The sequence below is a fragment of the Streptomyces sp. NPDC110618 genome (genome assembly GCF_055657065.1).
The window spans coordinates 368,687-388,106 of the sequence record NZ_JBVKBN010000004.1; the positions used below are offsets into that span (position 1 = coordinate 368,687).

Sequence of the window (19,420 nt, forward strand, 5' to 3'; positions counted from 1 at the left end):
GGGGTCTCAGTCCACCGTCACGTAGTCGGGACCGGAGTAGCGGCCGGTGGCCAGCTTCTGCCGCTGCATCAGCAGGTCGTTCAGGAGGGAGGAGGCGCCGAACCGGAACCAGTGGTTGTCCAGCCAGTCCGGGCCGGCGGTCTCGTTGACGAGCACCAGGAACTTGATCGCGTCCTTGCTCGTACGGATGCCGCCCGCGGGCTTCACACCGACCTGCACACCGGTCTGGGCGCGGAAGTCGCGCACCGCCTCCAGCATGAGCAGGGTGTTGGCCGGGGTGGCGTTGACGGCGACCTTGCCGGTGGAGGTCTTGATGAAGTCGGCGCCCGCCAGCATGCCGAGCCAGCTCGCCCGGCGGATGTTGTCGTACGTCGACAGCTCGCCCGTCTCGAAGATGACCTTGAGGCGGGCGCTCGTGCCGCAGGCCTCCTTCACGGCGACGATCTCGTCGTACACCTTCAGGTACTTGCCCGCGAGGAACGCGCCCCGGTCGATGACCATGTCGATTTCGTCGGCGCCCGCGGCGACGGCGTCACGGACGTCGGCCAGCTTCACCTCCAGCGCGGCGCGGCCCGCCGGGAACGCGGTGGCGACGGAGGCGACCTTCACGCCGGAACCGGCGACGGCCTCCTTGGCGACGGCCACCATGTCGGGGTAGACGCAGACCGCCGCGGTGGTGGGCGTGGTGCGGTCGGTCGGGTCGGGGAGGACCGCCTTGGCGCCGAGCGCCCGGACCTTGCCCGGGGTGTCCGCGCCTTCCAGCGTCGTCAGGTCGACCATCGAGATCGCGAGGTCGATGGCGTACGCCTTGGCGGTCGTCTTGATGGAACGGGTGCCGAGGGAGGCGGCGCGCGCCTCCAGGCCGACCGCGTCGACGCCGGGCAGCCCGTGGAGGAAGCGGCGCAGCGTGCTGTCGGAGGAGGTGACGTCCGAGAGGGGCGCTGCGGTGTGTGCATTGGTGGGCATGGTCACCAGACGAGCATATCTACGCGCGTAGCGGCTGTACACCCCCGGGCGCTCATCTTCGGAGTCGGCACCGCGAATGAGCGCTGCCCGGGGCGTCGTGCACAATCGGGGCCATGACGACCCCGGGACACCCCTCATCAGCGCCGGTTCCATCCACCAGGGACCGGGTGTACCGCTCACCCATGGGCATCACCGGCGGCGTCCTGCTGCTGGGCCTCGTGGGCTGGCTGGGCATCGACGCGCTGATCCACGGGGACGGGCGCACGCCCTGGCTGTCCCTGGCCACGCTGATCCTCGTCGTGCCCCTGGTGGTCGCCTTCACCCTGCGCCCCGCCGTCTTCGCCAACGAGGACCGGCTGCGTGTGCGCAACCCGCTCCGGCTGATCGTGCTGCCGTGGGGCGAGGTCGCTTCGCTGCGCTCCGGTTACTCCAATGAGGTCGTCGCGAAGTCCGGGGGGAAGTTCCAGCTGTGGGCGATTCCGGTGTCGCTGAGGGCCCGCAAGAAGGCCGCGCGACGGCAGGCGAGGGCCGAGTCCGAGCGCAAGGGCGGGGGCCGGAGCGGCCGGGGCGGCGGATTCGGGGGCCTCGGCGGGTTCGGGGGCCTGGGCGGCGGTCTCAGCGGCGGTCTCGGTGGTGACATCGACCCCAACGAGCCCGCGCGGGCCGAGACCGACAAGGTGATGGACGAACTGCGCGAGCTGATGGAGGCGCGGGAGAAGGAGGAGTCCGCGCAGGGCGAGGTCACGGTGCGCTGGGCGTACGAGCTGATCGCGCCGATGGTCGCCGGGGCGGTGCTGCTTGCGGTGCTGCTGGCGACGGGCTGATGCAACCGTCGGCGCCGTTCCGTCGTCTGGCAGACGATGAGTACTGATCTTGTTCCGCCGTCCGTACCCCGGCCGCTGGCCGACTCCGCCATACCCGAGGGATGCCCCGCCTGGACCGGGGAGCAGACCCGACGCTGGCTCTCGGCCCTGCCGCCGCGGTGGCTGCTGCCACATCTTCGCGGGGTCCGCGACGAGGTAGTCACACTCACCCTGTGCGGCACCGCCGTAGCACTGGGCTACGCCGGACTGGAGCCGTACCTGGCCGCCCTGCTGCCCCTCCAGGTCCTGTGGGTGCTGCTGCGGCCGGAGCTGGTGCGGGTGTCGGCGCCGGCGCTCGTGGCCGCGGTGGTCGTCACGGAGCGGACCGGGTGGCCGACGCTGGTGTCGGCCGGGGCCGTCGCCGTGGCGTCGCTGGTACTCGCCGAGGTGCGGTTGCGGGCGCGGCGGAGGCAGAAGGCGTACGCCATGGAGGCCGCCGGGGGTGCGGTGGCACCGGTGCCGGGGGCCGGGGTCCCGCTGCGGCGGGGGCGATTCCTCATCGGCTGGGGACTCGTCGCGCTGGCGGCCGGCGGCGCGCTGACGGCCCTGTCCTCCGACGGGACCGCTCCGACGGTCGGCTTCCTGCTGGCGGGGCTGGGGCTGTCGATCGTCGTGTCGGGTGCGCTGGGGCGGGTCCGGGCCCGGCGTCTGCTCGCCGCGCCGGTTCCCGTGCTGCGGGTGCTGGTGCGCGAGGGGACACAGGCGCGGACGGAGGTCTTCGCGGCGGACGACGTGCATGCGGAGCGGCCGCTGTTCGCGGTGTCGGTGGGTGAGGTGGATCTCGACGAGGAGGAGCCCGGCGAGGGGAAGTCCGGCGCCGGGGATTCCGGCGAGGACGAGGACGACGACGAGGCCGCCCTCCTGGAAATGCTCGACGACGACGCGCCGGGTCCGCTGCGCGAGGCCGTGCTCTACGGGGTTCCGTACGACGGTGCCGAAGTGGTGCTGGTCAGCGCGGATGAGGAGCCGGGGGAGGAGCCCGAGGAGCCCGTGCTGGAGCGGTCGGACGGCCCCGTACGGCCGCTGACCGTCCTGCCGAGCGAGGAGGCCCTGCCCGAGGTGGCGGTGCCCGTACAGCCCGTACTGCGCTGGCGGGCGGGATGGCTGGACGCGCTGGCCACGCTGATCCTCGTGCAGTGGGGTGTCTGGATCGGCTGGCGCTCCTTCACGGACCCCGGCAACGCGCTCTGGGAGCAGGCCCTGGTGGGCCTGATCGGCGTATGGGGCGCGGCCCGGGTGCCGGTGAAGCTGGCGTGGCGCATCACGGCGGACCGCTCCGGCCTGTGGATCAACGGCCTGACCAAGGTCACCCACATCCCCTGGGACCAACTCCTCTCGGCCCGTCACCAGTCCCTGGAACTGAAGCTGCGCCGGCGCGGCGGCGAGTCCTGGGCGGTCTCGGCACCCGGCTGGAAGCGCCTCCAGCGCCGACGCGGGCTGGTCCACCCGTACGACCGGCTGGCGGCGCAGCTGACGACACTGATCGCAGACCCGTCTCTGCGGCCCACGGGCGAGAGCGACGAACGTGAGCGCGGGCGGGTGCTGTGGCCGTGGGCGGCGGCGCTGGCGGTTGGCTGGGTGGCGGTTCTGGTTCTGGCCCGGGTGAATCTGTGACGGTGGCCGGACGGTGAGTCGTGGCTTGCGCCTGCTTGGGGGCGGGGTTGTGGCCGGGGGCCGGGGCTTGCGGGCCGGGGGCCCGACGGCCGGGGGCTCGTGAGCTGAGGGTTTCGCGGGCCGGGGGCCCGGGGGCTGGGCCGGGCTTGGTGGAGCATGCGGCTGCTGGTCGGTGCCCGTGGTGCGGGTGGGTCTTCGGTGGTGGTCGGTTCGGTGGGTTTGGCCGCGGTGTTTGGTGGGTTTGGGCGCGTTGTGGGGCTGTGTTTCGGTGTGTTGGTGGCTCGGGTCTGCCGATTGCCGCGGGCCCCGTGTCGCCGCTTCGGCCGCTGAAAACTGATGGGGTGCCCCCGGCCGGGGGCACCCCATCAGCTTTCGGGTACGGCGTGGTCGTCAGATGCCCGCCGCGGTCGAGAGGTCCCGCTTGATCGCCGCCAGGAGTTCCGTGGCCTTCGCGCGTGCCGCCGGGAGGGCACCGGGGTCCGCGACCGGGACCACGACCTCCAGGTAGCACTTCAGCTTGGGCTCCGTGCCGCTGGGGCGGACGATGACGCGGGCGCCGTCCAGGGTGTAGCGCAGGCCGTCGGTGGGCGGGAGCCTGTCCGTGCCCTTGGTGAGGTCCTCGGCCCGGGTGATGGCGAGGCCCGCCAGTTCCGTCGGCGGCTGTTCGCGCAGGCGGCGCATGGCGTCGGCGATGACCGAGAGGTCCTCCACCCGGACCGAGAGCTGGTCGGTGGCGTGCAGCCCGTGCTCCACGGCCAGGTCGTCGAGGAGGTCGAGCAGGGTGCGGCCCTGTTCCTTCAGCTCGGAGGCGAGTTCGGTGATGAGCAGCGCGGCCGTGATGCCGTCCTTGTCGCGTACGCCGTCCGGGTCGACGCAGTAGCCGAGGGCCTCCTCGTAGCCGTAGCGCAGGCCCTCCACGCGGGCGATCCACTTGAAGCCGGTCAGCGTCTCCTCGTACGGCAGTTGCGCCGCCTCCGCGATCCGGCCGAGCAGGGAGGAGGAGACGATGGACTCCGCGAACGTGCCGGTCGCCCCGCGCCGCACCAGGTGCGCGGCGAGCAGCGCACCGACCTCGTCGCCGCGCAGCATCCGCCACTCGCCGCCGTCCTTCACGGCCACGGCGCAGCGGTCGGCGTCGGGGTCGTTGGCGATGACCAGGTCCGGGTCCGTCTCGCGGGCCTTGGCGAAGGCGAGGTCCATCGCGCCGGGCTCTTCCGGGTTGGGGAAGGCGACCGTCGGGAACTCCGGGTCCGGGTCGGCCTGTTCGGCGACCAGCGCCGGGGCGGGGAAGCCGGCCCGCTCGAAGGCGGCGAGGAGGACGTCCTTGCCGACGCCGTGCATGGCCGTGTACACCGTGCGGGCGGTGCGCGGGGAGCCCTCGGCGAGGACGGCGTCGGTGCGGGCGAGGTAGGCGTCAAGGACCGAGTCGTCCAGGGTCTCCCAGCCCTCGGTGGGGCGGGGGACGTCGTTGAGGGAGCCGATGGCGGCGATCTCGGCGGCGATCTCCGCGTCGGCGGGGGGCACGATCTGGGAGCCGTCGCCGAGGTAGACCTTGTAGCCGTTGTCGCGGGGCGGGTTGTGGCTGGCGGTGACCTCCACGCCGGCGACCGCGCCGAGGTGCCTTATGGCGTAGGCGAGGACGGGGGTGGGGAGGGGGCGGGGGAGGACCGCCGCGAGCAGGCCGGCGCCGGTCATGACGGCGGCGGTGTCCTGGGCGAAGTCATGGGACTTGTGGCGGGCGTCGTAGCCGATGACGACGAGGCCGCCTTCCTGGCCCTGCTTCTTCAGGTACGCGGCGAGGCCGGCGGCGGCGCGGATGACGACGGCGCGGTTCATGCGCATGGGGCCTGCGCCGAGCTCGCCGCGGAGGCCGGCGGTGCCGAACTGGAGGGTGCCGGAGAAGCGTGCGGTGAGCTCCGCGTGGTCCTTGGCTTCGATGAGGTCGGCGAGTTCGGCGCGGGTGTCCGCGTCGGGGTCCTCGGCGAGCCATGCCTCGGCCCGGGCGATGAGATCGTCGTGCACGTCGGTCCCTCTCGTGTTCGGTGTCGTCTCGGCGGTTCGTTTTCTCGCCCCCGCCGCCCCTACCCGTCCCGTCCCCGGGGGCTGCGCCCCCGGACCCCCCTATCGGCCTGAACGGCCTCGTCCTCAAGCGCCGGACGGGCTGAAGGCGGCTGGGCCGGGTGGGCAGAGCCCTCGTGGGTGGGCGGGTTCGGCCTGAACGGCCTCGTCCTCAAGCGCCGGACGGGCTGAAGGCGGCTGGGCCGGGTGGGCAGAGCCCTCGCGGGTGGGCGGGGTCCGGCCTGAACGGCCTCGTCGGCGCCTTGGCGGGTGCCGGTGGATTCTTCAGCCCGTCCGGCGTTTGAGGACGAGGCCCGTTCAGGGCCGACTGGCGGGGGCCGGGGGCGCAGCCCCCGGTGTGGGACGGGCAGGGGCGGTGGGGGCGAACAAAGCCCCGGTCCGGCTACAGCCGGCCCAGCACCTGGGTCAGCAACGCCCCCATCCGGGTCGCGCTGTCGCGGCCGGCCTGGAGGACCTCCTCGTGGTTCAGGGGCTCGCCCGTCATGCCCGCGGCGAGGTTGGTCACCAGGGAGATACCGAGCACCTCCGCGCCCGCCTCACGCGCCGCGATGGCCTCCAGGACCGTCGACATGCCGACCAGGTCCGCGCCGATCACGCGGGCCATACGGATCTCGGCGGGAGTCTCGTAGTGCGGGCCGGGGAACTGGGCGTACACCCCCTCCTCCAGCGTCTCGTCGATCTCCTTGCACAGCGCCCGCAGCCGCGGCGAGTACAGGTCCGTGAGGTCGACGAAGTTCGCGCCCACGATCGGCGACGTCGCCGTGAGGTTGATGTGGTCGCTGATCAGCACCGGCTGCCCGGGGCGCATGCCCTCGCGCAGACCGCCGCAGCCGTTGGTCAGGACGACCGTCTTGGCGCCCGCCGCCACCGCCGTACGCACGCCGTGCGCGACCGCGGCCACACCACGGCCCTCGTAGTAGTGCGTGCGCCCGAGGAAGACCAGCGCCCGCTTGTCGCCGATCTTGTACGAGCGGATCTTGCCGCCGTGGCCCTCGACCGCGGGCGGCGGGAAACCGGGCAGCTCGGTGACCTGGAACTCGGCCTCGGGCTCGCCGAGGGCGTCCACGGCCGGTGCCCAGCCGGAGCCCATCACTAGGACGACGTCGTGGGTCTCGGCCCCCGTCAGTTCGCGCAGGCGAGCGGCGGCGGCGTCAGCGGCGGCGTACGGGTCGCCCTGGATGTCGTCCGGAAGAAGAGATGCGTTCACGCCGATGAGGGTAGCCGGTGATTGCCTACGCGCGTAGATGACAGAGCCCACGGGTTGGGGATCGTTGTCTTGTTGTTTCCGACGAAAGGCGGGAACCGGACGGACCGGCACCCCTCAGCACGGGCGCTTGCGCAGCTCCATCACATAGTCGTGCGGCGCGCCCGCCGACTCCGCCGCGTCGGCGATCTCGCCGAGGTACCGGGCCGACGGCAGGCCACCCTCGTAGCCGTTGAGGACGTAGACCCAGGCCGGCTCCTCGCCGTCCAGGGTGACCGCCCGGACCCGCGCCCGGCGGTAGATGTCGAGGCCGACGCCCTCCCAGCGGTCCAGGGACTCCTCGTCCATGGGGGCGATGTCGTAGAGCGCGACGAAGACCTGGGACTTCGGGTCCTCGACGATCGTCGCCAGGGCGCCCTCCCAGCCCATCTGCTCCCCCCCGAACGTCAGCCGCCACCCGTTCAGCCAGCCGGTGGCGCGCAGCGGCGAGTGCGGGGCGCGGCGGGTCATCAGCCGCGCGTCGAGGTTCGTGGCGTAGGCGGCGTAGAGCGACATGCACAGAGAGTACGGCAGGGCGCAACGGCCGCCTCTCCCGTAACAGTGGGGTCTCGGGGAGGGCCCCGGAACGTAGCACGGGGTCAGGTGCGGGACAATGGAGTACGTGACTCGGATCGTGATCATCGGTGGCGGACCCGGCGGATATGAAGCGGCGCTGGTCGCCGCGCAGCTCGGCGCGGAGGTGACCGTCGTCGACAGCGACGGCCTCGGCGGCGCGTCGGTGCTCACCGACTGCGTGCCGTCGAAGACCCTCATCGCCACCGCCGAGGTGATGACCACCTTCGACTCCTCCTACGAAGAGCTCGGCATCATCGTCGCCGACGACACCCCGCCGCTGGAGCAGGCCGCCCGGGTGGTCGGTGTGGACCTCGGCAAGGTGAACCGGCGTGTCAAGCGCCTCGCGCTCGCCCAGTCGCACGACATCACCGCCTCCGTCACCCGCGCGGGCGCCCGGGTCATGCGCGGCCGCGGCCGGCTGGACGGCATGCAGGCCCTCGACGGCTCCCGCAAGGTCGTCGTCACCGCCGCCGACGGCAGCGAGGAGACCCTGGTCGCCGACGCCGTGCTCATCGCCACCGGCGGTCACCCGCGCGAGGTGCCCGACGCCCAGCCCGACGGCGAGCGCATCCTCAACTGGACCCAGGTCTACGACCTCACCGAGCTGCCCGAAGAGCTGATCGTGGTCGGTTCCGGTGTCACCGGCGCCGAGTTCGCCGGTGCCTACCAGGCGCTCGGCTCCCGGGTCACCCTCGTCTCCTCCCGCGACCGCGTGCTGCCCGGTGAGGACCCGGACGCCGCCGCCGTGCTGGAGGACGTCTTCCGCCGCCGCGGCATGAACGTCATGGCCCGCTCCCGCGCCGCCGCCGCCAAGCGGGTCGGCGACCGGGTCGAGGTCACCCTCGCCGACGGCCGGGTCATCAGCGGCACCCACTGCCTGATGGCGGTCGGCGCCATCCCCAACAGCGCGGGCCTGGGCCTGGAGGAGGCCGGGGTCAAGCTCCGCGACTCCGGGCACATCTGGACCGACCGGGTCTCCCGCACCACGGCTCCGGGCGTGTACGCGGCCGGTGACGTCACCGGGGTCTTCGCGCTCGCCTCGGTGGCGGCGATGCAGGGACGTATCGCCATGTACCACTTCCTCGGCGACGCGGTGGCCCCGCTGAACCTCAAGACGGTCTCCTCGAACGTCTTCACCGACCCCGAGATCGCCACCGTCGGCTACACCCAGGCCGATGTCGAGGCGGGCAAGATCGACGCCCGGGTCGTCAAGCTGCCCCTGCTGCGCAACCCGCGCGCCAAGATGCAGGGCATCCGGGACGGCTTCGTGAAGATCTTCTGCCGTCCCGGCACGGGCATCGTCGTCGGCGGTGTCGTGGTGGCCCCGCGCGCCTCGGAACTGATCCATCCGATCTCGATCGCCGTCGACAACAATCTGACGGTCGAACAGATCGCGAACGCGTTCACCGTGTACCCGTCTCTTTCGGGGTCGATCGCGGAGGTCGCGCGGCAGCTCCACAATCGCAAGGCCGACACCGAGGTCTGACGGCCCGTCCCGACTCCCCGCTGGTCAGGGGGAGTTGTCGGGCAGGTGTGCGGCAATTGCGCCGGGAACAAGTCCTATACCACTTCCCGGGGTGCTGTGCGAACAACTTCTGTTATTCGGCGCAAACTGCTGAAAGCAGACGGTCGTTGGGGTTACTGTCAGTTTCGTGTTCGCTGCAGAACGTCGCCAATTGATCCTCGAAATGGTGCGAGCGAACGGGGCCGTGTCGCTCCGTGAGCTCGCCCGCGTCGTCCAGACCTCCGAAGTGACCGTACGGCGGGACGTGCGCGCTCTGGAGGCAGAAGGACTCCTCGACCGCCGGCATGGCGGTGCGGTATTGCCGGGCGGGTTCACGCGGGAGTCCGGCTTTCCGCAGAAGTCTCATCTCGCGACCGCCGAGAAGACGGCCATCGCCGACCTCGCCGCGAACTTCGTCGAAGAGGGCGAGGCCATCGTGGTCGGGGCCGGTACGACCACGCAGGAGCTGGCCCGCCGGCTGGCCCGGGTCCCCGGGCTGACCGTCGTCACCAACTCCCTGCTGGTGGCCCAGGCGCTGGCCCACGCGAACCGGGTGGAAGTCGTGATGACCGGCGGCACTCTGCGCGGTTCCAACTACGCCCTGGTCGGCTCCGGCGCCGAGCAGTCCCTGCAGGGGCTGCGGGTCTCCCGGGCCTTCCTCTCCGGCAGCGGTCTGACCGCCGAGCGCGGACTGTCCACGTCCAACATGCTCTCGGCCTCCGTCGACCGCGCGCTGGTGCAGGCCGCCGCCGAGGTCGTCGTCCTCGCCGACCACACCAAGCTCGGCACGGACACCATGTTCCAGACCGTGCCCACGGATGTGATCACCCGGCTGGTGACCGACGAGCCGCCGGCCCATGACGACCGCGCCCAGACCGAACTGCAGGCCCTTGCCGATCAGGGGGTGCAGATCGCCGTGGCCGGGGCGAGCGGCAACCAGGGGGGTGACGACGTCCCGGCGCGGCGGACGAGGTCCGTGCCGGGCCCTAGGCGGGCGGCTCCGGGCGGCCTGCGCTCGACCGTACTGGGCGAGCCGGTTCCGGGGGCCGAGCGGGCCCGGGTCGCCGATCTTCGGCGGCGGTAGGTACGGCCGGACGGTCGGCGTGCGGTAGTTACAGACCGGACGGGGCGTGCGTGCTGAGTACGGGCCGTTCGGCCGGGCGTACGGGTGAGTGCGGGCGGGTGTCTGGCGGGCGGTAAGTACCGCCGGTCGGTCGCGCGGTGAGTACAGTCCGGTCGTCTGGCGGGTGGGCGGTAGGTATGGCCGGTCGTCGGGCGCGTGGTGAGTGCGGGTCGGGCGGTCGGGTGTGCGGGTGAGTGCGGCCGGGTGTCTGGCGGGCGGTAAGTACCGCCGGGTGGTCAGGTTCGTTTCAGGCCCCGCAGGGTCAGCGTCAGTAGTCTGTCCGCCAGTTCCTTGTCGCCGGGAGTCGCCTCCGCCGCCAGCGCGATGGCGTGGGTCAGCTGGAGCAGGTCCCCGATCGCCACGTCCTCGCGGACCGTGCCCGCCCGCTGGGCCCTGCTCAGCAGTTCGGTGCCCGCCTGTCTGATGGGGTCGCTGCACCGGGCCAGGGCCGACGAGTGGTCCTGGGTCGCCGCCATCAGCGCCCGGGACAGGCCCCGGTACTCGGTCGCGTGCCGCACCATCTCGCGCAGCCAGGTCACCAGGGCCGCGCAGGGCTCAGGGGCGTCCCGCAACTCCCGGGCCCGGTCCAGCAGTTCACCCGCAGCGTCCTCGAAGACCGCGCTCAACAGGGCGTGCCGGTTGGGGAAATGGCGGTAGAGGGTGCCGATGCCGACCCCGGCCCTGCGGGCGACGTCCTCCAGCGACGCCTCCGTGCCGTGCTCGGCGAAGGCGGCGCGGGCCTCGGCGAGCAGCCGCTCGTGGTTGCGGCGGGCGTCGGCGCGCATGGCGCGGGAAGCGGCCCGCGGTGCCGCGGTCCGCGCGCCCCCGTGCGAGTCGGTGCCCGCCATCGCCTCCACCTGCTCTCCTCCGCGCCCGGCCCTGTCTTCAGGATGCCACCGCGCGGACAGCGAAACGCCCGGTGGACTGGGGGCTCCAGTCCACCGGGCGGCTCGACGCGGTCGTACCCGTCAGTCCTTGATCTCGCAGATCGCGGCACCCGAGGTGACGGACCCGCCGACCTCGGCGGACAGGCCCTTGATGGTGCCCGACTTGTGGGCGTTCAGCGGCTGTTCCATCTTCATGGCCTCCAGGACGACGACCAGGTCGCCCTCCTTGACCTCCTGGCCCTCCTCCACGGCCACCTTGACGATGGTGCCCTGCATCGGGGAGGCGAGGGTGTCGCCGGAGGCCACGGGGCCGGACTTCTTGGCGGCGCGGCGCTTGGGCTTGGCGCCCGCGGCGAGTCCGGTACGGGCCAGCGACATGCCGAGCGAGGACGGCAGCGAGACCTCCAGGCGCTTGCCGCCGACCTCGACGACGACCGTCTCGCGGCCCGGCTCCTCGTCCGTGTCCGTGTCGGCGGGCGCGGCGAAGGGCTTGATCTCGTTGACGAACTCGGTCTCGATCCAGCGGGTGTGGACCGTGAACGGGTCCTGGCTGCCGGTGAGTTCGGGGGCGAACGCCGGGTCCTTGACGACCGCGCGGTGGAACGGGATGGCGGTGGCCATGCCCTCGACCTGGAACTCCTCCAGGGCACGCGCGGCACGCTGGAGGGCCTGCTGGCGGGTGGCGCCGGTGACGATCAGCTTGGCCAGCAGGGAGTCCCAGGCCGGGCCGATGACCGAGCCGGACTCCACGCCCGCGTCCAGGCGGACGCCGGGGCCGGTGGGCGGGGCGAAGGTGGTGACGGTGCCGGGGGCCGGGAGGAAGTTGCGGCCCGGGTCCTCGCCGTTGATGCGGAACTCGAAGGAGTGGCCGCGCACCTGCGGGTCGTCGTAGCCGAGTTCCTCGCCGTCGGCGATGCGGAACATCTCGCGGACCAGGTCGATGCCGGTGACCTCCTCGGTGACCGGGTGCTCGACCTGGAGGCGGGTGTTGACCTCAAGGAAGGAGATCGTGCCGTCCACGCCGACGAGGAACTCGACGGTGCCGGCGCCGACGTAGCCGGCCTCCTTCAGGATGGCCTTGGAGGCGCGGTACAGCTCGGCGTTCTGCTCCTCGGACAGGAACGGCGCCGGGGCCTCCTCGACCAGCTTCTGGTGGCGGCGCTGGAGGGAGCAGTCACGGGTGGAGACGACGACCACGTTGCCGTGGGAGTCGGCCAGGCACTGGGTCTCCACGTGGCGGGGCTTGTCCAGGTAGCGCTCGACGAAGCACTCGCCGCGGCCGAACGCGGCGACGGCCTCGCGGACCGCCGAGTCGTACAGCTCCGGGACCTCTTCGAGGGTGCGGGCGACCTTCAGACCGCGGCCACCGCCGCCGAAGGCGGCCTTGATGGCGATCGGCAGGCCGTGCTCCTCGGCGAAGGCGACGACCTCGTCGGCGCCGGAGACCGGGTCGGGCGTACCGGCGACCAGCGGGGCGCCGGCCCGCTGGGCGATGTGCCGGGCGGCGACCTTGTCACCGAGGTCGCGGATGGCCTGCGGCGGGGGGCCGATCCAGATCAGGCCCGCGTCGATGACGGCCTGGGCGAAGTCGGCGTTCTCGGAGAGGAAGCCGTAGCCGGGGTGGATGGCGTCCGCCCCCGACTCGCGCGCCGCCTTGAGGACCTTCTCCATGTCCAGGTAGCTGGTGGCCGGGGTGTCACCGCCCAGGGCGAACGCCTCATCCGCCGCGCGGACATGCAGAGCGTCCCGGTCCGGGTCGGCGTATACGGCCACGCTCGCGATACCCGCGTCCCGACAGGCCCGGGCCACGCGGACAGCGATTTCGCCACGGTTGGCGATGAGCACCTTGCGCACGATTGAGGCTCCCTCCTTGAAACAAGCCGAGTTTAGGGACTGCCGACACGGCACTTCGACCCGTCCCCAATGGTGAGCTTGCCCACACGGAGCGTGATTCGAGGCTCGCTCGACCCGCGAAATCCCTTGTCGCACCGCGGTACCCAGGACTCCTCCTGGAAACCCTAGCCGCCCGCTGTGGTCAAGGTCTCTGTCATCAGGTGCTGCGGGCCACTCTGTTTCTTTGTGGAGTCCCTACGAATGGCCCAACGATTCTTTGCCTCTCCCAGAACCCTTGTCCCGAGGTTTACCCGTTAGTAGCGTTCGCGATGTCTCGAACGTACTTGGAGTAACCGCAGTCCTGCTAGGACGGCGCTGGAGCGCTCGGAAGTGGGTGGGGGCCGGTGGTGCGCAGACCGGTGGCATGGGTGGTCGCGATCGTCCTCTTCGTGGAGGCGCTGGGTATCGCGGCGGTCCAGTGGTTCCTGGGTGTGGTGGTGGACCGGCAGGACATGTCCCTGGCGGGGCTGGACTCCGACGTGATGGCGATGTCGTCGAAGATCGGTGGGGTTGTCTTCGGGGTGTACTTCGCCTTGTGCGGTGTCGTGGCGCTGCTGGTGGCGTTGCGGGATCGGCCTGCGGCGGGGCTGGGGCGGGTGCTGTTGATCAGTGCGGCGGTCGTGCACGGGCTGCTGGGGGCGTTCGCGTGGGGGCTGGTGGGTGTCGGGGCGTTCCTGTTCATGGTGACGGTGCTGGGGCTGATCGTGCTGTTGCTGATGACGTACGACGTTCAGGCGGAGCCGACGGACTCCCGTCCCTCGCCGGAGCCTGGGCCGGACGCGGCGAACGGGGCGGCTGCGGCGTAGGGGGGCGGCTGTGGTCCTTCGCCCCCGCCGCCCCTACCCGTCCCGTCCTGAAGGGGCTTCGCCCCTTCGACCCCGAGGGGTTGTATGTCGGGTGCGGCTTTGTGGGGGCTTGGCGCGCAGTTCCCCGCGCCCCTGGAGGGAGCTGCCCAGCCCCCTGCTTCCTTGAACCGTCGGTCTTACGTCCACAGGTCCGTGATGGACACGTTCAGTTGGGACAGCAGGCGGCGGACCATCGGGAGGCTGATGCCGATGACGTTGCCGTGGTCGCCGTCGATGCCTTCGATGAAGGGGGCCGAGCGGCCGTCCAGGGTGAAGGCGCCGGCTACGTAGAGGGGTTCGCCGGAGGCCACGTACGCGGCGACCTCGGCGTCTGTCGGGTCGCCGAAGCGGACCACCGTGGACGCCGTCGCCGAGGCGTAGCGGCCGGTGACCGTGTCCCAGACGCAGTGGCCCGTCTGGAGGGTGCCCGCCCGGCCGCGCATCGACTTCCAGCGGGCGGTGGCCTCCTCGGCGTCCGCGGGCTTGCCGAGCGCTTCGCCGTCGAGCTCCAGGACCGAGTCGCAGCCGATCACCAGCGCGCCCTTGACCTCCGGCTTCGCCGCGACGACGGAGGCCTTCGCCTCGGCCAGTGCGAGGGCCAGCTCCGCGGGGGTGGGGGCGGTGACGGCGTCCTCGTCGACGCCGCTGACGACGACCTCGGGGTCCAGTCCCGCCTGGCGCAGGAGGTTCAGTCGGGCGGGGGACTGGGAGGCCAGTACGAGGCGGCGGCGCGGCTGATCGGTCATGGGGATCAGCGTATCGCCGCGCTCAGCGCAGCCCGGTCATGATCATCGCGAGCACCATGGCCAGCGCCATCAGAATGCCGAGCCTCCGCAGCATCTTCTGCATGTCGCGGATTTCCTGGGGAGGCTCATCCTCCGGGTCGGACCACAGCATGCCTCCAGCCTGCGGTCCGACGGGTCCGGGGCGCCTGAGTACGCGTACTCAACTTGGCGCCCCGGCGTTCCGCTTCCGGGCCGGATGTCAGCTCGGCCAGTACGTACGCGCCCACGTCGCCGGTCCGGGCGACGGCAGGCGGCGGCCCGCGATACGTGCCGGGTCGGACCACGCGGCGTCCGGCTCGGCCGCGCCGGACGGCAGGGCCGCTGCCGCCGCGGCGCGGGCTCGGACCACCGCCAGGGCGGCGGCCAGCTCCTCCGGGGTCGGGTTGCCCCGCAACACCTTGATCGTCACAGCGGCTCCTTACAGGGGGATGTTGCCGTGCTTCTTCGGGGGCAGGGATTCCCGCTTGGTACGCAGCTGACGCAGCCCGCGCACGATGTGCCGACGCGTCTCCGACGGCATGATCACCGAGTCGACGTAGCCGCGCTCGGCCGCGATGTAGGGGTTGAGGAGCGTGTCCTCGTACTCCTGGATGAGACGGGCCCGCGTCGCCTCCACGTCGTCGGCCTCGGCGATCGTCCTGCGGTGCAGGATGTTCACCGCGCCCTGGGCGCCCATCACGGCGATCTGCGCGGTCGGCCAGGCCAGGTTGAGGTCGGCGCCGAGGTGCTTGGAGCCCATGACGTCGTAGGCGCCGCCGAACGCCTTGCGGGTGATGACGGTGATCAGCGGGACCGTCGCCTCGGCGTAGGCGTAGATCAGCTTGGCGCCGCGGCGGATGATGCCGGTGTGCTCCTGGCCGACGCCCGGGAGGAAGCCCGGCACGTCGACGAAGGTCAGCACCGGCACGTTGAAGGCGTCGCAGGTCCGCACGAACCGCGCCGCCTTCTCCGAGGCGTCGATGTCCAGGCAGCCCGCGAACTGCATGGGCTGGTTGGCCACCACGCCCACCGGCCGCCCCTCGACCCGCCCGAACCCGGTGAGGATGTTCGGCGCGAACAGCGGCTGCGTCTCGAAGAACTCCGCGTCGTCCAGGACGTGTTCGATCACCGTGTGCATGTCGTACGGCTGGTTCGCGCTGTCCGGCACGATCGTGTCCAGCTCGCGGTCCTCGTCGGTGATGTCGAGGTCCGCCTCCTCCGGGAAGGCCGGGGGCTCGGAGAGGTTGTTGGACGGCAGGTACGACAGCAGCTGCTTGACGTACTCGATGGCGTCCTTCTCGTCGCCCGACATGTGGTGCGCCACGCCCGAGACGGAGTTGTGGGTGCGCGCGCCGCCCAGCTCCTCGAAGCCGACGTCCTCACCGGTGACCGTCTTGATGACGTCGGGGCCGGTGATGAACATGTGCGAGGTCTGGTCGACCATCACCGTGAAGTCGGTGATCGCGGGGGAGTAGACCGCGCCCCCCGCGCACGGGCCGACGATCAGCGAGATCTGCGGGATCACCCCGGAGGCGTGCGTGTTGCGGCGGAAGATCTCGCCGTACGCGCCGAGCGAGGCCACGCCCTCCTGGATACGGGCGCCGCCGGAGTCGTTGATGCCGATGACCGGGCAGCCGGTCTTCAGCGCGAAGTCCATGACCTTGACGATCTTCTGCCCGTACACCTCGCCGAGCGCGCCGCCGAAGACGGTGAAGTCCTGCGAGAACACCGCGACCGGGCGGCCGTCGACGGTGCCGTAGCCGGTCACCACGCCGTCGCCGTAGGGGCGGTTGTGCTCCAGGCCGAAGTTGGTGGAGCGGTGCCGGGCGAACTCGTCGAGTTCGACGAAGGACCCCTCGTCGAGCAGGAGCTCGATCCGCTCACGGGCCGTCAACTTGCCCTTGGCGTGCTGCTTCTCGACGGCGCGTGCGGAGCCGGCGTGCGTGGCTTCCTCGATGCGGCGCTGGAGATCCGCGAGCTTGCCCGCAGTGGTGTGGATGTCGATCTGCTCTTCCGGCTCGGACATCGGGATCGCGGCTCCCTGCCTGCTCAAAAGGGGGGACGGTTACTCATCCGTAGAGTAGTGGTGGCCCTATCAATCGGCAGTGCGGCGTTTACCACACCTAGGGTGGCTTGCATGACGCCGCGAGATGCATCAGACGACAGCCGCTGGTCCGACCTCGACCGCCCCCCGCTCAACGTCACGGCGCTGCGCCGGGCGCTGGTCCGCGACCAGGGCCTGTACCGCGAGCTGGACGTGGTGCAGCGCACCGGCTCCACCAACGCCGACCTGGTCGCCCGCGCCGGGCAGGGGGCCGCGGAGGGCACGGTGCTGGTCGCCGAGGAGCAGACGGCGGGCCGGGGCCGCCTGGACCGGCAGTGGACGGCGCCCGCCCGCTCGGGGCTGTTCTTCTCCGTCCTGCTGAAGCCCGCCGACGTCCCGGTCGCCCACTGGGGCTGGCTGCCGCTGCTCACCGGAGTGGCGGTCGCGGCGGGGCTGTCCAGGTCGGCGGGCGTGGACACGGCACTCAAGTGGCCCAACGACATCCTGGTGACCGTCGGCGGGCAGGAGCGCAAGGCCGGCGGCATCCTGGTGGAACGGGCCGGGGACGACGCGGTCGTCATCGGCGTCGGCATCAACGTCACCCTCAAGGAGGAGGAGCTGCCGGTCCCGCAGGCGGGCTCGCTGGCCCTCGCCGGATCGATCAGCACCGACCGCGATCCCCTGCTGCGGGCGGCTCTGCGCTCGCTGGAGGACTGGTACGGGCGCTGGCGCGCCGCCAAGGGCGACGCGGGCGACAGCGGACTGCACGAGGCGTACGCGGCGGGCTGCGCGACGCTCGGCCGGTCCGTACGGGCCGAACTGCCCGGCGACCGGTCGCTGGTCGGCGAGGCGGTGGCCGTGGACGGCGACGGCCGCCTGGTCATCGCGACCGGCGAGGGCGTACAGGAGCCCGTGGGGGCGGGTGACATCGTGCACCTGCGCCCGGCGTGAGCGCGCGCCGTACCGCACCTACAGCAACCACCGCTTTCAGGAAAGCCTTCGCCCCGCTTAACGGAGTGAGCTGGCGCACACCTGCCGTAGAGTTGGGGCCGGTCGATACCTGACCGCGGCAGATCGGAAGGGCAGCAGGCGTGACCGTCGACGACACGGGCTCCGGCATGGACCCCCACGCCGCCGACCCCGGCGAGGACCCACTCGCCCTCCGCCTCGAACAGCTCATCCTCGGCGCGGAGCGGCGCTACACCCCTTTCCAGGCGGCTCGTAGCGCCGGTGTCTCCATGGAGCTGGCGTCCCGGTTCTGGCGGGCCATGGGGTTCGCCGACATCGGACAGGCGAAGGCGCTGACCGAGGCCGACGTGCTGGCGCTCAGACGGCTCGCCGGTCTGGTCGAGGCGGGGCTGCTCAGCGAGGCCATGGCCGTGCAGGTGGCCCGGTCCACCGGCCAGACCACCGCCCGGCTGGCCGAATGGCAGATCGACTCCTTCCTGGAGGGCCTGACCGAGCCCCCCGAGCCCGGCATGACCCGTACCGAGGTCACCTATCCGCTGGTCGAGCTGCTCCTGCCCGAGCTGGAGGAGTTCCTCGTCTATGTCTGGCGGCGCCAGCTCGCCGCCGCGACCGGGCGGGTCGTGCAGGCCGCCGACGACGAGGAGATGGTCGACCGGCGGCTCGCGGTCGGTTTCGCCGACCTCGTGGGCTTCACCCGGCTGACCCGCCGGATGGAGGAGGAGGAACTCGGCGAACTGGTCGAGGCCTTCGAGACCACCGCCGCCGACCTGGTGGCCGCGCGGGGCGGACGGCTGATCAAGACCCTCGGCGACGAGGTGCTGTACTCCGCCGACGACGCGGGCGTGGCCGCCGAGATCGCGCTGCGGCTCATCGAGACGATGGCCAACGACGAGACCATGCCGGAGCTGCGCGTCGGCATCGCCTTCGGCACGGTGACCACCCGGATGGGCGATGTCTTCGGCACGACCGTGAACCTGGCCTCCCGGCTCACCTCGATAGCTCCCAAGGACGCCGTGCTGGTGGACAGCGCCTTCGCGGAGGAGCTGATCCGTACCGGTGAGGCACCGGCCTCCGAGGCGGAGGCGGCCGAGGAGGCCGCGGCCGCGGAGAAGGAGGGCGAGGAGCCGCCGACGTACCGCTTCGCGCTCCAGCCGATGTGGCAGCGGCCGGTGCGCGGGCTCGGGGTGGTCGAGCCCTGGCTGCTCACCCGGCGGGACGGGGAGCCGTCGTAGCGCCGGCCCTCAACGCTTCGAGTTGAGCAGGCCGGGGCCCAGCGGGTCCACGCACAGGCCGACGATCGGCAGGCAGACGCCCGGGTTGCCGGTCGGGCCGGGCGAGGGCTGCTGGGCCGGGGGCGGTGCGGACTGGCCGGGCGCCGGTGCCTGCGGTGGCGCGGCGGCGGGTGGCTGGTGCGGGGCGTGGCTCTGCGTGGGGCCGGCGCCCGGCCGCTGGGGTGCGGCGGGTCGGTCCGGTGCCTCGGGGATGGTGGTCACCGGGTTCTCGTCCGCGGGTTCCTGTGCGGCGGGGCTGTTCCCCGGCGCCGGTACGCCGCTGGGGGACGCCGTCGGTGCCGCTGTCCGGCTGCCCATGGCGGAGGTGGCGGACGGGCCGGGCTCGGGGTTCGTGGTGATCGTCGCGGCGGCGTTGGTGGCGCGCTCGGTGCCGGTGCCGGTGCCCGGGTCGCCGGACGGCCAGGGCGCGGCCTCCGGAGTGCCGGACCCGCCGAGTCCGGCGCCGGGATGCAGTCGTACGAGGCTCAGGGCGCCCGCGACCAGGGCGAGGCCGCCCGCCGCGAGGAGGACCTTGCGGGGGCGGGGGCGGCGGTGCCGGCCGCGGGGGCCGAAGATCCGGACCGGGGGCGCCGTCGACTCCGGGGCCGGCGTGTCCGGTCTGGCCGCCGTCCCGTCCGCTTCTGTCATCGTCCTCACGAATCCTCCCCGATCGCGCCCCCGGTGCGCCGTGGCCCGCCGCACGCTATGCGGTGCGTCGGGGCGGGGTGGGGGGTTCCGGGGGATATCACCCGAACGGGGTGCCTTCCCTCCGGGAGGCC

18 protein-coding genes and 1 pseudogene are annotated in these 19,420 nt (G+C 72.1%); 8 read left to right on the forward strand and 11 right to left on the reverse strand.

The window, feature by feature from the left end:
* Nucleotides 1-6: 6 nt before the first annotated feature.
* Nucleotides 7-966 (reverse strand): deoxyribose-phosphate aldolase, encoded by a 960-nt coding sequence (gene deoC, locus ACZ7L7_RS10535; protein WP_453600934.1) that lies wholly within the window; start codon nucleotides 964-966, stop codon nucleotides 7-9.
* Nucleotides 967-1,079: 113 nt separating this feature from the next.
* Here deoC and ACZ7L7_RS10540 point away from each other — a divergent pair, with 113 nt between their 5' ends.
* Nucleotides 1,080-1,790, forward strand: coding sequence for a PH domain-containing protein (locus ACZ7L7_RS10540; protein WP_285510448.1), 711 nt, complete (start codon nucleotides 1,080-1,082; stop codon nucleotides 1,788-1,790).
* Nucleotides 1,791-1,826: 36 nt separating this feature from the next.
* On the forward strand, nucleotides 1,827-3,443 hold the full coding sequence (locus ACZ7L7_RS10545; protein WP_472075541.1) for a hypothetical protein: 1,617 nt from the start codon (nucleotides 1,827-1,829) through the stop codon (nucleotides 3,441-3,443).
* A 390-nt stretch (nucleotides 3,444-3,833) separates the two neighbouring features.
* On the opposite strand, the gene ACZ7L7_RS10550 is transcribed toward ACZ7L7_RS10545, so the two are convergent.
* Nucleotides 3,834-5,465, reverse strand: coding sequence for a phospho-sugar mutase (locus ACZ7L7_RS10550; RefSeq protein ID WP_472075543.1), 1,632 nt, complete (start codon nucleotides 5,463-5,465; stop codon nucleotides 3,834-3,836).
* On the opposite strand from ACZ7L7_RS10550, the pseudogene ACZ7L7_RS10555 reads away from it, so the two are divergent.
* Nucleotides 5,459-5,610: pseudogene (locus ACZ7L7_RS10555) on the forward strand (cobyrinate a,c-diamide synthase); the annotation flags it as partial. The gene ACZ7L7_RS10550 and the pseudogene ACZ7L7_RS10555 sit on opposite strands and share 7 nt — an antisense overlap.
* 294 nt (nucleotides 5,611-5,904) lie before the next feature.
* Here the strand turns inward: ACZ7L7_RS10555 and ACZ7L7_RS10560 are convergent.
* A complete protein-coding gene (locus ACZ7L7_RS10560) occupies nucleotides 5,905-6,729 on the reverse strand; it encodes a purine-nucleoside phosphorylase (RefSeq protein ID WP_472075545.1) in 825 nt (274 codons plus the stop codon).
* A 114-nt stretch (nucleotides 6,730-6,843) separates the two neighbouring features.
* Nucleotides 6,844-7,281 (reverse strand): gamma-glutamylcyclotransferase family protein, encoded by a 438-nt coding sequence (locus ACZ7L7_RS10565; protein WP_285510444.1) that lies wholly within the window; start codon nucleotides 7,279-7,281, stop codon nucleotides 6,844-6,846.
* A gap of 97 nt (nucleotides 7,282-7,378) precedes the next feature.
* On the opposite strand from ACZ7L7_RS10565, the gene ACZ7L7_RS10570 reads away from it, so the two are divergent.
* Both ACZ7L7_RS10570 and ACZ7L7_RS10575 read left to right on the forward strand, forming a co-directional pair.
* On the forward strand, nucleotides 7,379-8,827 hold the full coding sequence (locus ACZ7L7_RS10570; RefSeq protein WP_285510443.1) for an NAD(P)H-quinone dehydrogenase: 1,449 nt from the start codon (nucleotides 7,379-7,381) through the stop codon (nucleotides 8,825-8,827).
* 166 nt (nucleotides 8,828-8,993) lie between these two features.
* Nucleotides 8,994-9,929 (forward strand): DeoR/GlpR family DNA-binding transcription regulator, encoded by a 936-nt coding sequence (locus tag ACZ7L7_RS10575; RefSeq protein WP_285510442.1) that lies wholly within the window; start codon nucleotides 8,994-8,996, stop codon nucleotides 9,927-9,929.
* 275 nt (nucleotides 9,930-10,204) lie between these two features.
* On the opposite strand, the gene ACZ7L7_RS10580 is transcribed toward ACZ7L7_RS10575, so the two are convergent.
* Together ACZ7L7_RS10580 and ACZ7L7_RS10585 are read right to left on the reverse strand one after the other, a co-directional pair.
* Complete coding sequence (locus tag ACZ7L7_RS10580) at nucleotides 10,205-10,753, reverse strand: TetR/AcrR family transcriptional regulator (protein ID WP_453604063.1); 549 nt, start codon at nucleotides 10,751-10,753, stop codon at nucleotides 10,205-10,207.
* Nucleotides 10,754-10,936: 183 nt separating this feature from the next.
* The gene (locus tag ACZ7L7_RS10585; protein WP_285510441.1) at nucleotides 10,937-12,709 is read right to left on the reverse strand and encodes an acetyl/propionyl/methylcrotonyl-CoA carboxylase subunit alpha; all 1,773 of its coding nucleotides are present in this window, start codon (nucleotides 12,707-12,709) and stop codon (nucleotides 10,937-10,939) included.
* Nucleotides 12,710-13,092: 383 nt separating this feature from the next.
* Here ACZ7L7_RS10585 and ACZ7L7_RS10590 point away from each other — a divergent pair, with 383 nt between their 5' ends.
* Nucleotides 13,093-13,554 (forward strand): hypothetical protein, encoded by a 462-nt coding sequence (locus tag ACZ7L7_RS10590; RefSeq protein ID WP_285510440.1) that lies wholly within the window; start codon nucleotides 13,093-13,095, stop codon nucleotides 13,552-13,554.
* 176 nt (nucleotides 13,555-13,730) lie between these two features.
* Here the strand turns inward: ACZ7L7_RS10590 and ACZ7L7_RS10595 are convergent, their stop codons facing one another.
* The 4 genes from ACZ7L7_RS10595 to ACZ7L7_RS10610 all read right to left on the reverse strand — a co-directional run bounded on the left by ACZ7L7_RS10595 (nucleotide 13,731) and on the right by ACZ7L7_RS10610 (nucleotide 16,383).
* Nucleotides 13,731-14,339: a Maf family protein gene (locus tag ACZ7L7_RS10595; protein WP_285510439.1), complete on the reverse strand. Its 609-nt coding sequence runs from the start codon at nucleotides 14,337-14,339 to the stop codon at nucleotides 13,731-13,733.
* Nucleotides 14,340-14,361: 22 nt separating this feature from the next.
* Nucleotides 14,362-14,490, reverse strand: a complete 129-nt coding sequence (mmpB, locus tag ACZ7L7_RS10600) for a morphogenic membrane protein MmpB (RefSeq protein WP_285510438.1) — start codon at nucleotides 14,488-14,490, stop codon at nucleotides 14,362-14,364.
* An 87-nt stretch (nucleotides 14,491-14,577) separates the two neighbouring features.
* Nucleotides 14,578-14,787, reverse strand: a complete 210-nt coding sequence (locus tag ACZ7L7_RS10605) for an acyl-CoA carboxylase epsilon subunit (RefSeq protein WP_285510437.1) — start codon at nucleotides 14,785-14,787, stop codon at nucleotides 14,578-14,580.
* 9 nt (nucleotides 14,788-14,796) lie between these two features.
* The gene (locus ACZ7L7_RS10610; RefSeq protein ID WP_285510436.1) at nucleotides 14,797-16,383 is read right to left on the reverse strand and encodes an acyl-CoA carboxylase subunit beta; all 1,587 of its coding nucleotides are present in this window, start codon (nucleotides 16,381-16,383) and stop codon (nucleotides 14,797-14,799) included.
* Between the two features lie 111 nt (nucleotides 16,384-16,494).
* On the opposite strand from ACZ7L7_RS10610, the gene ACZ7L7_RS10615 reads away from it, so the two are divergent.
* Nucleotides 16,495-17,352 (forward strand): biotin--[acetyl-CoA-carboxylase] ligase, encoded by an 858-nt coding sequence (locus ACZ7L7_RS10615; RefSeq protein ID WP_285510435.1) that lies wholly within the window; start codon nucleotides 16,495-16,497, stop codon nucleotides 17,350-17,352.
* Between the two features lie 140 nt (nucleotides 17,353-17,492).
* Nucleotides 17,493-18,602: an adenylate/guanylate cyclase domain-containing protein gene (locus ACZ7L7_RS10620; RefSeq protein WP_093724615.1), complete on the forward strand. Its 1,110-nt coding sequence runs from the start codon at nucleotides 17,493-17,495 to the stop codon at nucleotides 18,600-18,602.
* A gap of 9 nt (nucleotides 18,603-18,611) precedes the next feature.
* Here the strand turns inward: ACZ7L7_RS10620 and ACZ7L7_RS10625 are convergent, their stop codons facing one another.
* Nucleotides 18,612-19,289, reverse strand: coding sequence for a hypothetical protein (locus ACZ7L7_RS10625; RefSeq protein ID WP_472075548.1), 678 nt, complete (start codon nucleotides 19,287-19,289; stop codon nucleotides 18,612-18,614).
* Nucleotides 19,290-19,420: the final 131 nt, after the last annotated feature.